Genomic DNA, 16,993 nt, shown 5'->3' with positions numbered 1-16,993 from the left:
GGACAAGTACCAAACCGTATGGCAACAATTTACCAAGTATCAGAGGCCGCAGGTGTTTCGTTAGCTACCGTTTCTCGCGTTATGAATGGCAACGCAAAGGTAAGCGAGCGCACCCGCAAAAAAGTAGAGGATGCTATGGCATCGTTGGGATACCAGCCCAATGCTATTGCGCAATCTCTTGCGTCAAACCGCACTAACAGCGTCGGTTTGCTTGTATCTGAACTGCACGGCTCTTACTTCGGCGATTTGATGAGTACGGTAGAACATGTGCTTAAACAAAATGGTAAGCACGTTATTATCACCGCCGGCCATGTGGATGAAAAGCGTGAGCACGAAGCCATAGAGTTCTTAAAAAGCCGCCGTTGCGATGCCCTGATTCTTCACGCTGAAGCCGTCTCCGATGACTACTTAAAAGCACTAGTAGACAGTAAGATCCCCGTTGTTGTGATAAACCGAAAAGTAGACACTCTCGACGAGAACTGCTTTGTTGTGGACAACGAAAGAGGCGGTTACATGGCAACGAAAGCTGCTATTGATGCAGGCCATAAAAAGATTGCGTACATTAGCGGACCGCTATTTAAAAAGGATGCGAGCGATCGTCTGGCAGGTCACAAGAGAGCGCTTCAAGAAGCTGGGCTAACCTTTGATGAAACGAGCGTCTTTGAAGGCGATTTCCACGAGTCGTCAGGCCAAGAAGGCATGCAGCACCTTCAAAAAACACTCTCTGACTTTACAGCATTGGTATGCGCGAACGACGAAATGGCCTCTGGCGCAATGACGGCTGCAAGAGAAGCTGGGTTTGATATTCCTTCGCAGCTTTCTATAATCGGCTTCGATAACGTTCTGTTTTCCCGCTACCTTTACCCAAAACTCACTACAATTAATAACCCTATTCACGCTATGGGAGAAATGGCGGCTTATTGGGTGCTACAACATGTTTATGACATAAAAAGCCCCATACCTATTGAGCACCTATTTGTTCCTGAAGTGGTAAATAGGGACACATTAGGCAAATTATAAAATGAATAAAGCCCTGTCTCCGTCGCTGTATTACACACTCATTGTCTCTCTTGGAGGCTTTATTTTTGGCTTTGATGCTAGTGTAATTGCGGGAGCCAACGGCTTTATCGATGCCGAATTTAACCTAAGCGACTGGCAGCAAGGTTTCGTTGTTAGCTCACCTACACTAGGTGCGCTAATAGCCATGCTATTTGCCGGCGGCGTTAGTGACGCTATTGGCAGGCGCAAAGCACTCATCCTTGTCGCTTTCCTCTACCTGCTTTCTTCTGTCGGCTCCGCCTTAGCCCCTAATTTCGAGCTATTAGTGCTCTCTCGCTTTATCGGCGGCATTGCGTTTTGTTCGCTTATCATTGCCCCGCTGTATATCTCGGAAATAAGCGCCCCTGAAAACCGAGGCAAAATGGTGTCGGTGAACCAGCTAAATATTGTATTTGGCTTCGCCCTATCCTACTTCACCAACTATTACCTGCTACAGCTAAGCAATAGCGGTGCAGGTTGGGTTACTGAATGGGGTATAGACACACACTTGTGGCGCTACATGCTAGGCCTTGAGGTTATCCCCGCAGCACTATGGTTTGGTTTACTGTTTACTATTCCGCGTAGCCCTAGGTGGCTGGTATTAAAGAGGCGTCAGGAAGAGGCAGAGCAGGTAATAAACCGCTTATTCGACCAAGCACAGGCAAAAGCGCTGGTTGAAGACATTTCATTATCGTTGAAAGAAAAATCCTGGTCACTAGGCGAGCGCCTTGGCTTTTTGAAAGCAAAAACCATGCGATTTCCGTTAATGGTGGGCATTATTATCGCCATTGCGCAGCAAATTACCGGCATTAACGTTATCTTTTTTTACGCGCCCACGATTTTTGAACAAAGCGGTGTAGGTACCAATGCGGCATTTATGCAGGCAGTGTGGATTGGCGTGGTAAACGTAGCGTTTACAGTAGTCGCTATGCTTACAATCGACAAGTGGGGCAGAAAGCCTTTGTTGTTGGTAGGTCTTGTCGGTGTAGTGATAAGTATGGCTATTTGCGCTTATGGATTTAAGCAGGCAACATATCAAGTGCAGCAAACTGAGATTACAGAACTTTCCCAAGAGAGTCCTTCGGTCGCTGCCAAGCTAACTCCGTTAATCAAAGAAACCTATTATTCAGATGTAAGCTTTAAACGTGCGCTTAAGGCCGTTCTAACAAGCAATGAATACGACACCTATCAACAACCGCTACTTACTAGCAGTATCACTATGAATGCGCCGTTAGTGCTTTTTGGCATCATTGCCTTTGTTGCCTCATTCGCTATGTCGTTGGGCCCTGTTATGTGGGCCATGCTGGCCGAGATATTTCCTAACCAAACTCGGGCACTTGCTATTTCCCTGGTGGGTATGGTGAATTCACTCACAAGCTTCTTGGTTCAAATGGTATTCCCATGGGAGCTAGCCAATTTAGGGGCTGCCGCCACTTTTGCTATATACGGCGGCTTTGCTTTAGTGAGCTTGATACTGGTTGCCAAGCTCTTCCCTGAAACCAAAGGAAGAAGCCTGGAAGACATTACAAAAGACTTTGAACAGTTCGCTACAAAGTAGCGCGATGCTCGCCATTAACGGTAACTATACTCGCTTCGTCTAACTGAACGTTTTTTTGCACCGCAAGGGCTGTAGGGGTGACGTGTGAAGCAATTATCACCAGCTTATCGTTTGCATAGCGGTTTAACACCTCACATACACGTTGTTGAGTGTGAATGTCTAAGCCTTCAAACGGCTCATCCACAAGTAAAACGCGTGGCTTGGCTAAAATAGCCCGAGCTAGCGCTACGCGTTTTCTTTCACCACCGGACAGTGGCCTTCCCGCTTTGCCTACCCAGGTAGACAACAATATGCGTTTATCTAAGCCAAGCTCTTGCAGCAACATAGTCATATTATTGTGTGGTATTGCCTTTCCAGCAGGATCTAAATTCAAAGCAAGCGTGCCAGATAATATAATGGGCTCTTGCTCAACATAGCGCCAGTTTACTACTAAGCCAGAAGGCATGTTTACACCATCAATCTCTCGTTTTCCGTTGGCAGGAAGTAGCCCCGCGAGCCCCTGAAGCAAAGATGATTTACCACAACCGGAAGCACCTGAGACACAAACCACACCTTTTGCCGGCAGGCTTGTGTTCACCTTATTTGTGCGACGGCCTTTTATCGAAAAATCCGTTAATGTTATCGAGGTATTTATCTCTCTTTCATAAAGCATCTTAATGGGCGTTGTTTTCATTTGCTGAAGCGCTTTTACGCTTTGTTTGTATTGTGCAAATTTAGATATGCTTGAAAAAGCGTTCCCCGCCCAATCGGGCGCCGCAAGCAATACCATAGGCACTACGATAGCGATGGGAGCAAAAACCATTGTCTGCGCGATAGATAAAGCACCAGACATCATTAGCACAACCAGCAAAAACGCTATACCCTGAAACCACCACGCGGTGCGATTAGCGGTATTTTTTTGTGCGATCTTTTCTTTCCATACTGCTTTAGCACTGACGTTTTGTCCGACTATGTTCGATGCTTTTCTCTTGTTACCATCTAGCGTGCTGGCATTAGAAGCGCTATGGCTATTGTGCTCCCAAGTAGCATTGTCTTCGCGCTGACCTTCAAGCCCCCTGTTTAAATGCCATATTGCACTACTATTTAACAAGTTGTTTGACGATTGTCTAAACTCGGCATTCGCGCACGTTGCGCGCTTAGCGATACGAAGCGCCTCTAGCCCTTGTAGTACAACGGCTATCGACCACGCAACAAATAGGGCAATAAGTAATCCTGCCCCAGGAAAGTCAAACCACGTGGCTATAAAACAAAGACTTGTGAAAATAAACATAATGCTAGACAGGGGCGCTATCCACGCTATCCAACGACTAGCAAGCTCTTCAGTATGATGAGCTAGTGCTTCGGTCGTTAAGGCTTTTTCATTGATCTGGCTGTTTTCAAGCTGGCTGAATACGCCTAATCTAATATTGGCTATCCGAGCGAGTAAATCGTTGTGGCCAACCCACATGCTGGCGTAGCCTGATGCAATGCGAAGTAGCGCAAGTGCGCGGATAACAACAGCAGGAATGACATAGTTAAAGCCCACAGGCGCAATTGCACTGACGGCAATAAACCAAGAAGAAATAACCAAGATACTGATGCCTGCTACACCATGAGCTAGGGCGAGCAATAACGTTAAATAGGCGGGTTTAGTACTATTCATTTGTCGACGCCTGCTCTTTGCTTTGGCTAGCAATTGATACTGTCTTCACTTCACCGTCTTTGATAGCCCAGAAGTGTGTGAACCAATTGGCAGGCAGTGCCTTGTGCGAAGCCCAAATCAAGGTTTTGTTGTCACCTAGGCGGTTGATAAGCTGAGCCAGTCTGTGATGTTGGGGATCTGGTAAATGCGCCGTTGGTTCATCCAATAACCATATGCCTGCGTCTCGCAACAAAGCCCGCGCTAAAGATAGACGCTGCGCTTCGCCCCCAGAAAGTAATGGGTAATCTGTCATTAATGTGTCTAATCCATAGGGCAATAGGGCTAGCCACTGCCCTAATTCTACCGCGTGAAGCACCTCGTTAAGCGCTTCATCCGTATAGCTGTCATCAAGGCACAGGTTTTCTCTTACCGAACCTGGTGTTACCACTGGGTGCTGCGTGATCCACACAACCGGCTCGTTAAATTTGTGAGATGCAGGGCGCTGCCCACCGAGTGCTTCTAACAACAGCGTTTTACCAGAACCCGAAGCACCGCTGAGTAAAATTCTATCGCCTTTAAAAACATTAAGGCTATCTGCACTAAGCAATGCAGGCAGTTCGTTTGTAGAGGATGATAACGACGTAAATAACGACGCGTTCATCTCAAAAATGTTAAAGTGAGAAGCTGAAAGCAAAGATTCGCGAGGAGCGTTTATACGCTCAGAATGGCTATTCTCTTTTGTATCTGAAAGCATTGTAGTTTGAGCTTGAATATACACAGAGAACAAAGGAGCAAGTTCGTCTTGCGCGGCTTCTGCCTGTGCTTTTTGATGATAGATCTGACCCAATTTTTTCATTTCACTTAACAGTAAGGGTACGGTAAGCAGCACCCACAAACCTTGCTGTAGTGTTATTGCAGGCCCAATATCTAATTCACCCAACAATGAAAAACCGATAAATACCGCCACTAAGGCCACGGCAAGCGTGGCGAAAAAATCCAGCACGCTGTTAGATAGAAACGCCACACTCACCACTTTCATAGTTCGCGTATTTAAATTATCACTGGCTTGCTTCAATAAATCAGTTTGTTTTTGGTGAGCCTGAAAGCTAGCCAGCATAGGCAATGCAGCTAGGCGATCCGTAAACAAGCTACCCAATCGTTCAAGCGCAATAAAGTGCTTGCGATGCAGCGCGGCCGCTCCTTTGCCTACGATGATCATAAAAAGCGGCACAACAGGTAGTGTAAGCAGTAGACCAAAACCAATTACAGGGTTTACGTAGAAAATAACGGCTAAAGCCAGCAATGGCACTATCACCGCTATCATTTGCTGTACCCGATATTCTAGCGCCCAATCGGTAAAAGCCTGCATATGCTGCAGCCAAAGAGTTTGCCAGTAATATACTGAGTGCTGGCGGATAAGCGCATGCTGACGAGCGACAAACACTTGTTTCAAACGCACTTCAAGTTTATCAAGTGCCTTTGCTTTACCCATACTAGAAAGGGCGTTAAACGCGCCTTGAAATAACCAGCACAATGCTAAGCTGCAAATAAGCCCTACTATATCGCCACGGGTAGTGGATGTTTTATTCACCACCCAGTCTTGGGCAATATTAGAAAAATAATAAAAGCCAATGATTAAAGAAAAAAGCGACAAACACTTAACTGCTACCTGTGATATAAGCGAACGGCGTAAGCCAAGCGATAGCGCGCTATCCATTTCCTTACACCACTTAGTAAGTGTTTGCCTGTTGGGAACCTTTTCTTTAGTCACTGTTCGTTTCTATCTTTTTATGTTGTTTCGTTTTTCTTTAACTTTTTTGAAGTGGTGGGCTGGCTACAAGAACGCCTTCCCTCACCTTTCAATAATTCTGATAGCGCAGTGCTCACCCGTTTTCAAACCTTCAGCAGCAGGGACGCTGTTGAAGAGCCCCCATGGATGGGTTTACGGCGTGTTTGAAAACGGGTGAACTCCGCGCTTCTTTTTCACTTTCTCTTTGAAGAAGTGATGGGCTGGCTGAGAGTTCTTGCGGCCAGCCTACCTCCACTTCTACTCTTGGTCTTCGGGTCTATCCATGTTTTCCGTTGCTTCTAACCACATCGCATTAATAATGCCGAAAGAGCACGCCAGTAAAACACCTAATATCCAAGCGAAATACCACATAAATATCTCCTTAATAGATAGTGTGAGATTGGTCGAGGTCATCATTTTTGATACGACCACGCATCACGTAAAAACTATAAGCGGTGTAGCTCAGTACAATGGGCACAAAGATACAGGCAACGATGAACATAACGTTTAGCGTCATGTGACTAGATGTTGCATCCCATACGGTAAGGCTAGCTTCTGGCATTGTGATGCTAGGCATTAAGAACGGGAACATTGAAAATCCCGCGGTTAAAATTACGCCAGCGATAAACAGTGCACTTGATACGAACGCCATACCCGGATTGCCTTTCTTAGAGAAGAACGCGCAGGCAAGACCAGCTACTACACCTAATACAGGGGCTACCACCATGAAAGGATATTTGCTGTAATTGCTCATCCAAGCGCCCGCTTCAATAGCTACCTCTTTCTTAAGCGGGTTCGATGTAGCAATAGTGTCTATTGCAGAGGTAATCACAAAGCCATCTAAGCCAAATGCTACCCAAAAACCTGCAATAACAAACAAGGCTACGCCTACAAGGCTCAATACTACTGACACGGCGCGGGCTCTAACTTCAATAAAACCATCGGTTTTCATTTGTAACCAGGTCGCACCGTGGTTAAGTAAAATAGCTACTGACAGCAATCCGCTCACCAAAGCAAAAGGCGTTAGCAAACCAAAGAACGAACCTGTATAGGTTGATTTAAGGGTGCTATCTAGCTCGAAAGGCACACCTAATAGCAGGTTACCGAACGCCACGCCAAAGATGAGCGACGGAATAATGCCACCTGCAAATAGCGCCCAGTCCCAGGCTTTGCGCCACTGTGGGTTAGGTAATTTACTGCGGTAATCAAAACCAATAGGACGCATCCATAAGGCAATTAACGTTAGCGCTAAAGCAAGGTAAAAACCGGAAAACGCGGTAGCATAAATCATTGGCCACGCCGCAAAAATGGCGCCACCAGCGGTAATAAACCACACCTGATTTCCGTCCCAGTGAGGTCCAACGGTGTTAATCATCACACGACGTTCTTTGTCATTTTTCCCGATAAGGGTAAGCAAAGCGCCCACTCCTAAGTCGAAGCCATCAGTTACGGCGAACCCAATTAGCAGCACGCCAACTAAGCACCACCAAATGACGCGTAACAGTTCATAATCAATCATGCTTTTGCTCCTTGCTCATCAAGGTCAATAAGATCAAGCTCAGTTTCAGTCTTTGTATCTTCTGGAGGCACAGGACCTTTCTTCGCGAATTTCTTCATCAAATAAAAGCCGATGATAAACATTATTGTGTAGAAGACGGTATAGGCAACAATAGTGGTTACCACGTCGCTAATCGCCAAATTAGACACTGAGGTATGCACCGGCAATACTTCTGCAATTGACCATGGCTGACGACCATATTCTGCAACGAACCAGCCTGCTTCACACGCCACCCAAGGAAGTGGCAAACCATAGAGAGCGCCTCTTAGTAGCCAGCGAGGCTTGGTGATTTTATGTTTTGTGCTGTAATAAAATGCGCATAAGAACAGAGCAAGCATAATAAAACCTGCGGCAACCATGATTCGGAAACTCCAAAATAGTGGGGCCACCGCAGGAATGCTGTAGTCAACGGCTTGTTGAATGGCGGTTTCTGATGGGTTTGACACATCGTCTGTGTAGGGCTCAAGCAGCATGGCGTAGCCAAGACTGTCTTTGTTGGCTTCAAAGGCCGCGCGCTGCTCAGCTGTTGCAGTACCATTTCTTACATCATCAAGCACTTCATAGGCTTTGATGCCGCTTAAAATACGCTCGCGATTCTCTTCTTTAAGATCCTTAATACCTTTCACTTCTTCGGTTAACGAGCGAGTAGCAATGATGCCCATTGCCCACGGAATCTGAAGGGCGAATTCGGTTTCCTGTTTCTCGTCATTCGGAATACCGAATACTGTAAACGGCGCAGGCGCGGGATGCGTCTCGTATTCAGCTTCAACTGCAGCTAATTTCACTTTTTGCACGTCACCAAGTTCATAGCCACTTTCGTCACCTAAAACAATAACTGACAAGGTTGAAGCTAAGCCAAAGCTGGCTGCAATTGCAAACGAACGACGGGCAAACGCAATATGCTTGTGGTTTAGTAGATAGTAGCTAGAGATTGCCAACACAAACATGGCGCCGGTCACGTAACCGGCTGAAACCGTATGAACGAACTTAACCTGTGCTACAGGGTTAAAAATAACGTCAGCGAAGCTGGTCATTTCCATACGCATAGCTTCAAAGTTAAATTCAGCGCCTACAGGGTACTGCATCCAGCCATTAGCGATTAGGATCCAAAGCGCTGAGAAGTTAGAACCAATGGCAACTAACCAAGTAGCCATAAGGTGCTTCACCTTAGACATTTTATCCCAGCCAAAGAAGAACAACCCCACAAAGGTAGACTCCAAGAAGAAGGCCATAAGCCCTTCAATAGCCAAAGGCGCGCCAAAGATATCGCCGACATAGTGGGAATAGTATGACCAGTTCATGCCGAACTGGAATTCCATGGTTAAGCCTGTGGCGACCCCAATGGCAAAGTTAATACCAAACAGCTTTCCCCAAAACTGGGTCATTTGCTTGTATATCTCTTTACCTGTCATCACATAGACCGACTCCATGATGGCAAGTAGAAAGCTTAGCCCTAGTGTTAAGGGTACAAAAATAAAGTGGAACATCGCAGTTAATGCAAATTGCCACCGCGATAGTTCTACTAACGTATCGCTCATGGGTTATCTCCCTCGTCTCTTTTGCGCGGTAAGCGCTTGACCTTAAATAAATTTATTGGTTATTCAGTGGTTATCACATGAATATTCAACACAGCTAGAGCATGGTTTGTGCCATACATCACTTTTCTCGTTAATCTGAACTAACAACTGATGAATGACAGTCTATTCGTACTGTGCAGGACAATTATTCCATGGCGAAAAGTTGCGCACTTTGATCCATCGCAAGGATCTAACATCAAGCTTGCGCCAATTTTGTCATTATAAGTGACAGAATTGACACAAATAAAAAGAAGACGGGAACGTCGTAGTGTGGTTTAAAATGGTTGAGAATAGAGCTTTCGCTTCAGCTGATAAAACATTAACTTAAGTTACTGCGGCGAATAGGTCAGCGTAAACGCGCCGCGCAATTCACCAAGTTCGAACCCAGTGGCCTCATCCTTAGGATAATGTTTTAATATGGTTTCTTTTACTGAAGGTGCAACTTGGGCGCCGTGGCACGCCATGCAAACTTGACCTTGTTGAATAGCCATCATGTACCGGAACTCGCCACTGTCACTGTCATACTTATAGGTATCCATAGGCGTAGACGGCGGCTTACCCTCTAGCTTAGTCTTTTCCAATAGAGAAGAGAAAAGCGTTAGCTGCTCGCGCTCCCACTCGTCTGGCGCATTATTCGGGTTTCTCACTTTTAGCGCAGTACGCCCTACTTCCCACCCATGTTGGCTAAGCCCCTCGGCGATAGGCTCGGCGGCCAACTGACACTCTTCAACACCCGCTTCCAAACCGCCAGACTGAATTGCCTGTTTTAGCCTAGATTTAAGCGCTCCACCAAGGGCTTTAGCGTGAACTCTTGCCTGCTGCACTTTTGCGTGCACGTCGCTGTCTGTTGGCTCATTGTTTTGTGCATTAGCGAGAGGGCACCCGGCGCTCACGGCTAACCCCAACGCAATTAAAAAGATGCGTTTTTTCATTGTGTAACTCTCCTATTGACGGACGTATTGTCACTCAGGCATTGTGATTCAACTGAAACAATCAACAAGCTCTATGCCAATATGTTAAGTTGGCAAGATAAAAGTAGCATTAACTAATACGCTGACAATGAACATATCAATTGTACAAGCAATGATAGATGCAATAGACAAGCCCGCTATTTTCATCAATCAAAACTACATTATTGAGGCAGTCAATGCGCCTTACAGAGATACTTACCCTATCGATATCAAGCTCGGTTATAGCACCTGTTATCAGATATCTCATCGAAACAATAAACCCTGCGACCAATGCGGCGAGCAGTGCCCTATGCAGGAAAGTAAAAAGTCGGGCCGGGCAGCAAGCGTGGTGCATATCCATACCACCAGCGAGGGCCAAAGCTACTGCGACATTCTAATGCGGCCTATCTTCGACGGTCACGGGGATTTAATAGGTTTCCTGGAGATCCTAGATAAGCTTGCCTTTGCATCGAACCGCCCCTCTGCTGGAAAAATGATTGGCGAGTCAGAAGCATTTAAAACAATGCTGAATAAAATTAACCGCGCTGCGAACTCAGATATATCCGTTTTACTGTTTGGCGAAACCGGAACCGGGAAAGAACTGGTGTCTCAGGCTCTGCACTCAAGTAGCCATCGGGCTGAAAAACCGTTCGTTGTGATTGAATGTACCGGATTGTCTGATGCGTTGCTTGAAAGTGAGTTATTTGGCTATGAAAAAGGCGCGTTTACCGGCGCGACCACTAATAAAAAAGGGCTAGTAGAGGCGGCTGAGGGTGGCACCTTATTTTTTGACGAAGTAGGCGATATTCCCCTTGCCATGCAGGTGAAGCTGCTAAGGCTTTTTGAAACCCAAACTTACCGCCCTGTGGGAAGCGTAGTTTCGAAGAAGGCCAACTTCCGATTGGTGTGTGCATCGCATAAAAATTTAAAGCAAATGGTAGAAAAGGGGAAATTCAGGCGTGACCTTTACTATCGAATAGCTGGCTTCCCTATCAACCTTCCGTCCTTACGAGAGAGAAAGTCAGATATTGCGCTGATTGCAGCGCATTTTTTAGCCCAGTCCCACGAGAAAAAGCGTTTCCATAAAAAAGCCCTCGAAAAATTAAGCAGCTACGCCTTTCCGGGCAATATTCGCGAGTTGCGCAATATCGTTGATCAAGCAGTATTACTTGCCGATGAGACCGTGATCTACGAGTCGGACCTCCCCGTGTTAGACGAGTTCATCGGCGAGGATAACGCTTCAATGGAGGGTAGAAATGATCAATACCCACTAACAACAAGCGAATTTAATCTTGGCAAGGATATTATGACTCTCGACGAGGTAGAAGATGCTTATCTTGCTCAGGTAACAAGCACCTTTAAAGGCGATATAAACAGCCTCGCGGACGCATTAGGCGTAAGTACCCGCACGCTTTACCGAAAACTAAAAAAGGCCGATGTTAAAGAACTTAATTAAAATGTGGAAATATCCATCCTTCGCAGGCTATGATAAAAGTGCGCAATTTAAAAAGATAAAAAATGTCGATTAAACGCCTAATAGCCTTAACACTCTGCCTTTGTATGCTTTTGCAAAATGCATTAGCACTAGGCCTTGCTTCGCATACAATGCAGCATGCCCGTGGGTTCGTGGGCGATGACATTGAGCTTATCTGTACTGGCAAAACCATGCGCTATATATCTGTGAGTGCAACAGCGCTTGAAGGTAAGTTTGTATTTATAAGCCCTGAGCTACTTAAAGCACCTGTTGAGCACGTAGATTGTACCAACGGCACGTTGGCCGACCTTCCGCACATTGATAATGTTCTGGCAGATTCAATAACGGTGCTTTCGCTTGTGCGCTATCGCGCCTTAGCGTCTCGCCTTGCAGCAGCGCCTTACACATCTTTTGCCTTTGCGGCGCCGCTAGGCCGCGCCCCACCTCTCGCATAACAAAACCTAAAAGCACACTTAACACGCATGGTTTAGCCGTGCATATAGTTCGTTTATTTAATGGAATTGTTATGAAGTATTCTTTATTGGCATTCGCTGTTACAGCTGCCTGCACATCTGCACACGTTTGTGCAAACACATCTGAGTTCATTGATAGCGCTTCAACAGAAGTAATTACAGTGATTGGTTATTCGCTTAATAATGTGACAGAAATAGAGCGAGAAGCGGTAACTGCCGCAACCAACATAGACGCGGACTTTGGCGCTCAGTTAGCACTACTGCCCGGAGTTTCTATCTCGCGAAACGGCCCGGTTACAGGCCTCATTCAATATCGAGGTTTGTTTGGCGATAGAGTGGGTGTATCCATTGACGGCGTCGACATCACTGGCGCTGGCCCTAACTCAATGGACTCGCCATTATCCCACGTTTTACCAGAACCAGGGCTTACCGCTACTTTATATCGCGGTATTGTACCTGTAAGTGCTGGCGTACAAACACTAGGCGGCAAACTTCATATTAACGCCGATGCGGCATCCCTTTTTGCTTTAGGAAGCGGCATTACTGGCAGTGTAAACGCCAGTTTAATTTCCCCAGGAAGCGGGCAACAATATCAGGGCAATGTACTTTACAAAACTGACCAAGCTTTCGTTAGCGGCGCGTTCATGCATCAGCAGCGTGATGAGCGAGAATCCGGCGATAACACCGTTATACCTAATAGTCACTACCAAAGAAATGGCGGCAAATTTAGGCTTGGCTATGAATGGGGAAAACACCAATTTGACGCCAGCTACCAACAACTAAACACCAATGAAAGCGGCACACCTGCCCTAGCTATGGATATCGGTTTCATCGATGCAGCCTGGTACCGAGTCGGTTATCGCTATAACGCTGGGGAAGCTGAGTACTTTGCTATAAATTGGTTTGGCAACAGTAACCAACACGCCATGGATAACTTTTCCCAGCGCATGATAATGTCTGAGAATATGGCGCGAGAAAACAACGCTGACGCTATCGCTCAGGGATTAGATGCCAAGTACGTTATGCCTTTAGAAAGCGGCGAGCTAGAATTGGGCGCTTACCTACACCACACCCGGAATAACTCTGTTATTACTAACCCAAATAACGGTATGTTCTTTGTAAATAATTTTACTAATGCAGAAAGAGATACCGCGAGTATTTATGCCCAATGGACGATAAACAAAGATGCATATTCATCTACACTAGGTACGCGATATACCCGTGTTAGTATGGATGCTGGAGAAGCGGGTTCTAACATGGTGATGATTAACCCAGCAATTGCAACGCTTGTAAACAGCTTCAACACTGCCGACCGTGACAAAAATTACAGCATGTTAGATGTCGCCGCGACTACGCGATACCATGCGAGCGACTCGCTTGATATCGTCCTTGGCATTTCTCAGAAAAATCGCGCTCCAACCTATTTCGAGCGCTATACCTGGCTACCGCTTGGCATCTCGGGCGGCATGGCCGACGGTTTTAACTACATAGGTAACCTTGAATTAGACAATGAAACCGCGCGCAAATTAGATGTGGGTGTAGATTACACCTATAGAAATTGGACTATCTCGCCCCGACTTTTCTATCAAGATATAGAAGATTACATAACAGGTTCACCCAGCATGAATATGGCAGCGAACATGGTATCTACCATGATGGCTGGTACTGAGCCGTTTCAGTGGACGAATACCGATGCTGTTATCAAGGGTGCCGACATCACGGTGCAAGGCCAGCTTACCGATGCCTTGAGTTTGCGTGCAGTAGCCACTATCCAGCATGGCAACCGCGACGATATTGACGATGCCTTATTCCGTATTGCGCCAGAGCATTTAACAACAACAGTTCAATGGAATACCCAGGTATTTGATGCGCCGCTTCAAATGCAGTTTACGTCTGAATTAGCCGGCGCCCAAAACCACGTTTCAGCTCTGCAAAATGAAGCGTCTACAGCAGGGTATGGATTGGTTCATATTTCTGGGCTTTTAACGTTTTTTGATAACGCGCAGTCAAACCTGCAGGTAACAGCGACTATTCATAATCTGTTTGATAAGCAGTACTCACCACATACTGGGGGAATTAACCGCGTAATGAATACTGATGTGGAAGTGGGAGAACGAGTACCTGGTGCTGGGCGCGAGTGGCATTTGTCGTTAAGCTATCGCTTCTAAATAGTGGCACGAAAGCGATAAAACATTAAAAACAAAATTTATTGAGCTTGAGAAGCAAGCCTCTTAAGCTCTCGTTTTTTTTTAATTAAAGTAAACTCACTAAAGCTTGCCATAGTAAGCGCAAGGCTAACAGCGTCACTACAATCTTAAACGCCAGCATAAATTTCTCCGCCGGCACACGCTTTAATACTTTCAAGCCGAAAAATGTACCGAGCGTACCACTGGCAATCATAATAATGATAAGCCCCGCCCACTGCGCAAAAGAAAACCCTACAAAGGTAAAAACAAACGCTTTAAGACCGTGTTGGAGTGTCATACAGCTGGCAAACGTACCGGTTATCTGCATTTTGCTGTAATTATTTCGGTGTACAAATGCCGCAACCAAAGGCCCTGTAGCGCCTACAAACATTGAAACCAAGGTGGTCACCAACCCTGCCAATGTTCTACCCACGGGCCTCATTTCTTGTACTTTGGGTTTACTCCCCCACACCAGAAATAAAATAAATGCGGCAACTGCAAACTGAATGATAACGAGCGGCAGCTGAACCACAATAAACGAGGCCAAAAAAGCGCCAACGATTGCGCCTAAAGAAAAATACTTCAGCATATTCCAGTCGATATGCTTTGCCGTCATCAGTGCGCGGTTGCCGTTGGAACCAAGCTGCACCAACCCGTGAACGGGGATCAGCGCACTAACTGGCATAGTACCAGCCATTACAGCAAGCAATAACACCCCGCCGCCAATACCCAGTGTTGCTGTCATCATAGACGTAAAGAATGATGTAACAATAAGCACCACTGACGTTGACATCGACAACGCATCATTAGCCGTTAACCAACTATAAAGTAAATCCAAGATTTAAACTCCACCATAATTTGTGATGCCTTTACGACGCTTAAGTGATCACAACGCCACCTTTATTCGTTCAATTAATAAACAGCGATAAAGTGTGGCACATGAGGCTTTTATCATGCCTTCAGTTAACTACTTAAACAAAGCACTTCAAATATTAAATGACAGAAATAGTACAAAAGATGCCAAGCTTGTTGCTAGGCAAATTCTCCATAACAGTGGCTTTACTGATGAAGACATCTATGAATGTTTGAAACAGGGCTCGATTATTCGCATAACCATATTTGAAGCCTAGACTAGCATTAAACCTAATCCTCAACGCTTACTCACCCATCCGCATTTGGTCTAATTTTTTCACCTAAAAAACTCGTTGACTTTCTCTTTGGTGCACAGGATACTCAGGTCATTAAATACTCACTAGCAGCACACTGTTTTTAAACACTATGCCTAAAAACACGACCACACATACTGCTTTTTCAGCCTCTGCGCTGATTATTATTCTCGCTATTCTAAGGAATGGGCGGGTTAGCTAGTGCGTACATAGAATTCACTAAACCCGCCGCAAAGGCGGGTTTTTTATTGGCTCGTCTTGCGGTAAAAATAACGGAACGACAGCCATGAACAATTCAATATCTCACGTGTTACAACAGTTGCATGACGCAGTAAACCGCGGCGATCAAGACGCCTTATCCCAATGTTATGCGAGCGATGCAACAGTGGTCGCAACCCCTATGTCCAGCTCAACGCAGAATCAGACCACTGAAGACCATGCAACGCAACGCGATTGCGTTGACGCCCTGCTTAAATTTCAAAAGAAATTCATGCCCGACCATTTTGTTACCACCGGAGACGAACGGGTTATACAAGCCGGTGACGTAGCGCTAGTCGTCGCCAAGCTTTACCTTGTGCCAAAAGCAACACCCAATGCCCTACCCTGCGAGGGTAAGCGCGCCGTTTACGTTCTGCAAAGGGATGCAAGTGGTGAATGGCGCTGTGCCATCGATAACTTCTTCGGTACTGACTTGTTAGATTTTGCGTGATCTTCTCAAACTAATGCATCTATTCTAAAAATTAGAATAATTCGATGAAATTTTACGCATTTTAAATAAACAAAAACGAACATAAGATTTATCTCGAAGTTTACGAAGTATTCACAACAAACTTAATCCAAGAGGAAATCACAATGTTCAATATTAAAAAATCAATGGCAGCACTTGTTACTGGCTTAACCTTTCTTGTTCCTTCTGTGCAAGCGGGAGAGCCAGCCAAGAGCCTTCTGACCCCCGACAATCACACGGTTATTCTTATTGATCACCAGCCTCAAATGGCGTTTGCAACACGCTCACATTCAATCGAAGACGTGCGCAACAACGTTACAGGTCTGGCAAAATCTGCAAAAGCATTTAACGTACCTACTCTTCTGACAACCGTAGCTGAAAAGTCATTCAGCGGCCCGCTTTTCCCGGAATTAAAAGCTGTATTCCCCGACCAAACACCTATCGACCGCACTACGATGAACACCTGGGAAGACAAGCGAGTTACTGACAAGGTTAAGAAATTTAAAAAGAACAAAATTGTTATTGCAGCGCTTTGGACAGAAGTTTGTGGTGTAGGGCCAGTGCTGTCTGCCATTGAAGAAGGCTATGACGTGTATTTTGTAACCGATGCGTCTGGCGGTGTATCTAAAGAAGCTCACGACATGGCGGTTCAGCGTATGATTCAGGCAGGTGCCCAACCCATTACTTGGTTGCAGTACCTTCTAGAACTTCAACGTGATTGGGCTCGCACTGAAAGCTATGTGGACGTGACAAACATCGCAAAAGAACATGCTGGGGGATACGGTTTAGGCCTTATCTACGCAACCGAAATGTTTAACGCCAAAGAAGGCCAGTAGCCTTTAATGCGACAGGTCACCGTGACCTGTCGCTCTTGTA

The 16,993-nt window shown here is 45.8% G+C and carries 15 protein-coding genes; 8 read left to right on the top strand and 7 right to left on the bottom strand.

Features of this window, described 5'->3' with window-relative positions; genetic code table 11:
- Positions 1 to 18 precede the first annotated feature (18 nt).
- Positions 19 to 1,020 carry a LacI family DNA-binding transcriptional regulator gene (locus V7R42_RS08165; RefSeq protein ID WP_334019683.1) on the top strand — a complete coding sequence of 334 codons (1,002 nt, stop codon included), beginning with the start codon at positions 19 to 21 and terminating at the stop codon, positions 1,018 to 1,020.
- A 1-nt stretch (position 1,021) separates the two neighbouring features.
- Positions 1,022 to 2,596 carry a sugar porter family MFS transporter gene (locus tag V7R42_RS08160; RefSeq protein ID WP_334019682.1) on the top strand — a complete coding sequence of 525 codons (1,575 nt, stop codon included), beginning with the start codon at positions 1,022 to 1,024 and terminating at the stop codon, positions 2,594 to 2,596.
- Here the strand turns inward: V7R42_RS08160 and V7R42_RS08155 are convergent.
- The 6 genes from V7R42_RS08155 to V7R42_RS08130 all read right to left on the bottom strand — a co-directional run bounded on the left by V7R42_RS08155 (position 2,586) and on the right by V7R42_RS08130 (position 10,073).
- Positions 2,586 to 4,238 carry an ATP-binding cassette domain-containing protein gene (locus V7R42_RS08155; RefSeq protein WP_334019681.1) on the bottom strand — a complete coding sequence of 551 codons (1,653 nt, stop codon included), beginning with the start codon at positions 4,236 to 4,238 and terminating at the stop codon, positions 2,586 to 2,588. The two genes, V7R42_RS08160 and V7R42_RS08155, sit on opposite strands and share 11 nt — an antisense overlap.
- Positions 4,231 to 5,934, bottom strand: coding sequence for an ABC transporter transmembrane domain-containing protein (locus V7R42_RS08150; RefSeq protein ID WP_334019786.1), 1,704 nt, complete (start codon positions 5,932 to 5,934; stop codon positions 4,231 to 4,233). The genes V7R42_RS08155 and V7R42_RS08150 overlap by 8 nt, the downstream gene beginning before the upstream one ends.
- Before the next feature lie 330 nt (positions 5,935 to 6,264).
- Positions 6,265 to 6,378: a cytochrome bd-I oxidase subunit CydX gene (gene cydX / locus V7R42_RS08145; RefSeq protein ID WP_012519975.1), complete on the bottom strand. Its 114-nt coding sequence runs from the start codon at positions 6,376 to 6,378 to the stop codon at positions 6,265 to 6,267.
- A gap of 10 nt (positions 6,379 to 6,388) precedes the next feature.
- Positions 6,389 to 7,525 carry a cytochrome d ubiquinol oxidase subunit II gene (cydB, locus tag V7R42_RS08140; protein ID WP_334019680.1) on the bottom strand — a complete coding sequence of 379 codons (1,137 nt, stop codon included), beginning with the start codon at positions 7,523 to 7,525 and terminating at the stop codon, positions 6,389 to 6,391.
- On the bottom strand, positions 7,522 to 9,102 hold the full coding sequence (locus V7R42_RS08135) for a cytochrome ubiquinol oxidase subunit I (protein ID WP_334019679.1): 1,581 nt from the start codon (positions 9,100 to 9,102) through the stop codon (positions 7,522 to 7,524). The genes cydB and V7R42_RS08135 overlap by 4 nt, the downstream gene beginning before the upstream one ends.
- A 368-nt stretch (positions 9,103 to 9,470) precedes the next feature.
- Positions 9,471 to 10,073, bottom strand: coding sequence for a Tll0287-like domain-containing protein (locus V7R42_RS08130; RefSeq protein WP_334019678.1), 603 nt, complete (start codon positions 10,071 to 10,073; stop codon positions 9,471 to 9,473).
- 151 nt (positions 10,074 to 10,224) lie between these two features.
- Here V7R42_RS08130 and V7R42_RS08125 point away from each other — a divergent pair, with 151 nt between their 5' ends.
- The 3 genes from V7R42_RS08125 to V7R42_RS08115 all read left to right on the top strand — a co-directional run bounded on the left by V7R42_RS08125 (position 10,225) and on the right by V7R42_RS08115 (position 14,206).
- Complete coding sequence (locus V7R42_RS08125) at positions 10,225 to 11,547, top strand: sigma-54 interaction domain-containing protein (protein ID WP_334019785.1); 1,323 nt, start codon at positions 10,225 to 10,227, stop codon at positions 11,545 to 11,547.
- 62 nt (positions 11,548 to 11,609) lie between these two features.
- Positions 11,610 to 12,020, top strand: a complete 411-nt coding sequence (locus V7R42_RS08120; RefSeq protein WP_334019677.1) for a hypothetical protein — start codon at positions 11,610 to 11,612, stop codon at positions 12,018 to 12,020.
- A 71-nt stretch (positions 12,021 to 12,091) separates the two neighbouring features.
- Positions 12,092 to 14,206 (top strand): TonB-dependent receptor plug domain-containing protein, encoded by a 2,115-nt coding sequence (locus tag V7R42_RS08115; protein WP_334019676.1) that lies wholly within the window; start codon positions 12,092 to 12,094, stop codon positions 14,204 to 14,206.
- A gap of 85 nt (positions 14,207 to 14,291) precedes the next feature.
- On the opposite strand, the gene V7R42_RS08110 is transcribed toward V7R42_RS08115, so the two are convergent.
- Entirely contained in the window at positions 14,292 to 15,062 is a 771-nt protein-coding gene (locus V7R42_RS08110) for a sulfite exporter TauE/SafE family protein (RefSeq protein ID WP_334019675.1), read from the bottom strand.
- Between the two features lie 115 nt (positions 15,063 to 15,177).
- Between V7R42_RS08110 and V7R42_RS08105 the strand changes: the two genes are divergently transcribed.
- The 3 genes from V7R42_RS08105 to V7R42_RS08095 all read left to right on the top strand — a co-directional run bounded on the left by V7R42_RS08105 (position 15,178) and on the right by V7R42_RS08095 (position 16,953).
- A complete protein-coding gene (locus tag V7R42_RS08105) occupies positions 15,178 to 15,354 on the top strand; it encodes a hypothetical protein (protein ID WP_334019674.1) in 177 nt (58 codons plus the stop codon).
- A 322-nt stretch (positions 15,355 to 15,676) separates the two neighbouring features.
- Complete coding sequence (locus V7R42_RS08100; protein ID WP_334019673.1) at positions 15,677 to 16,099, top strand: YybH family protein; 423 nt, start codon at positions 15,677 to 15,679, stop codon at positions 16,097 to 16,099.
- Between the two features lie 143 nt (positions 16,100 to 16,242).
- Positions 16,243 to 16,953 (top strand): hydrolase, encoded by a 711-nt coding sequence (locus tag V7R42_RS08095; RefSeq protein WP_334019672.1) that lies wholly within the window; start codon positions 16,243 to 16,245, stop codon positions 16,951 to 16,953.
- Positions 16,954 to 16,993 lie beyond the last annotated feature (40 nt).

The organism is Alteromonas sp. S015, from assembly GCF_036864485.1.
In the GTDB taxonomy this organism is placed as follows: Bacteria; Pseudomonadota; Gammaproteobacteria; order Enterobacterales; family Alteromonadaceae; genus Alteromonas.
Note: the sequence above shows the minus strand (reverse complement) of the source record. Positions and strands in the feature narration are given on the sequence as shown.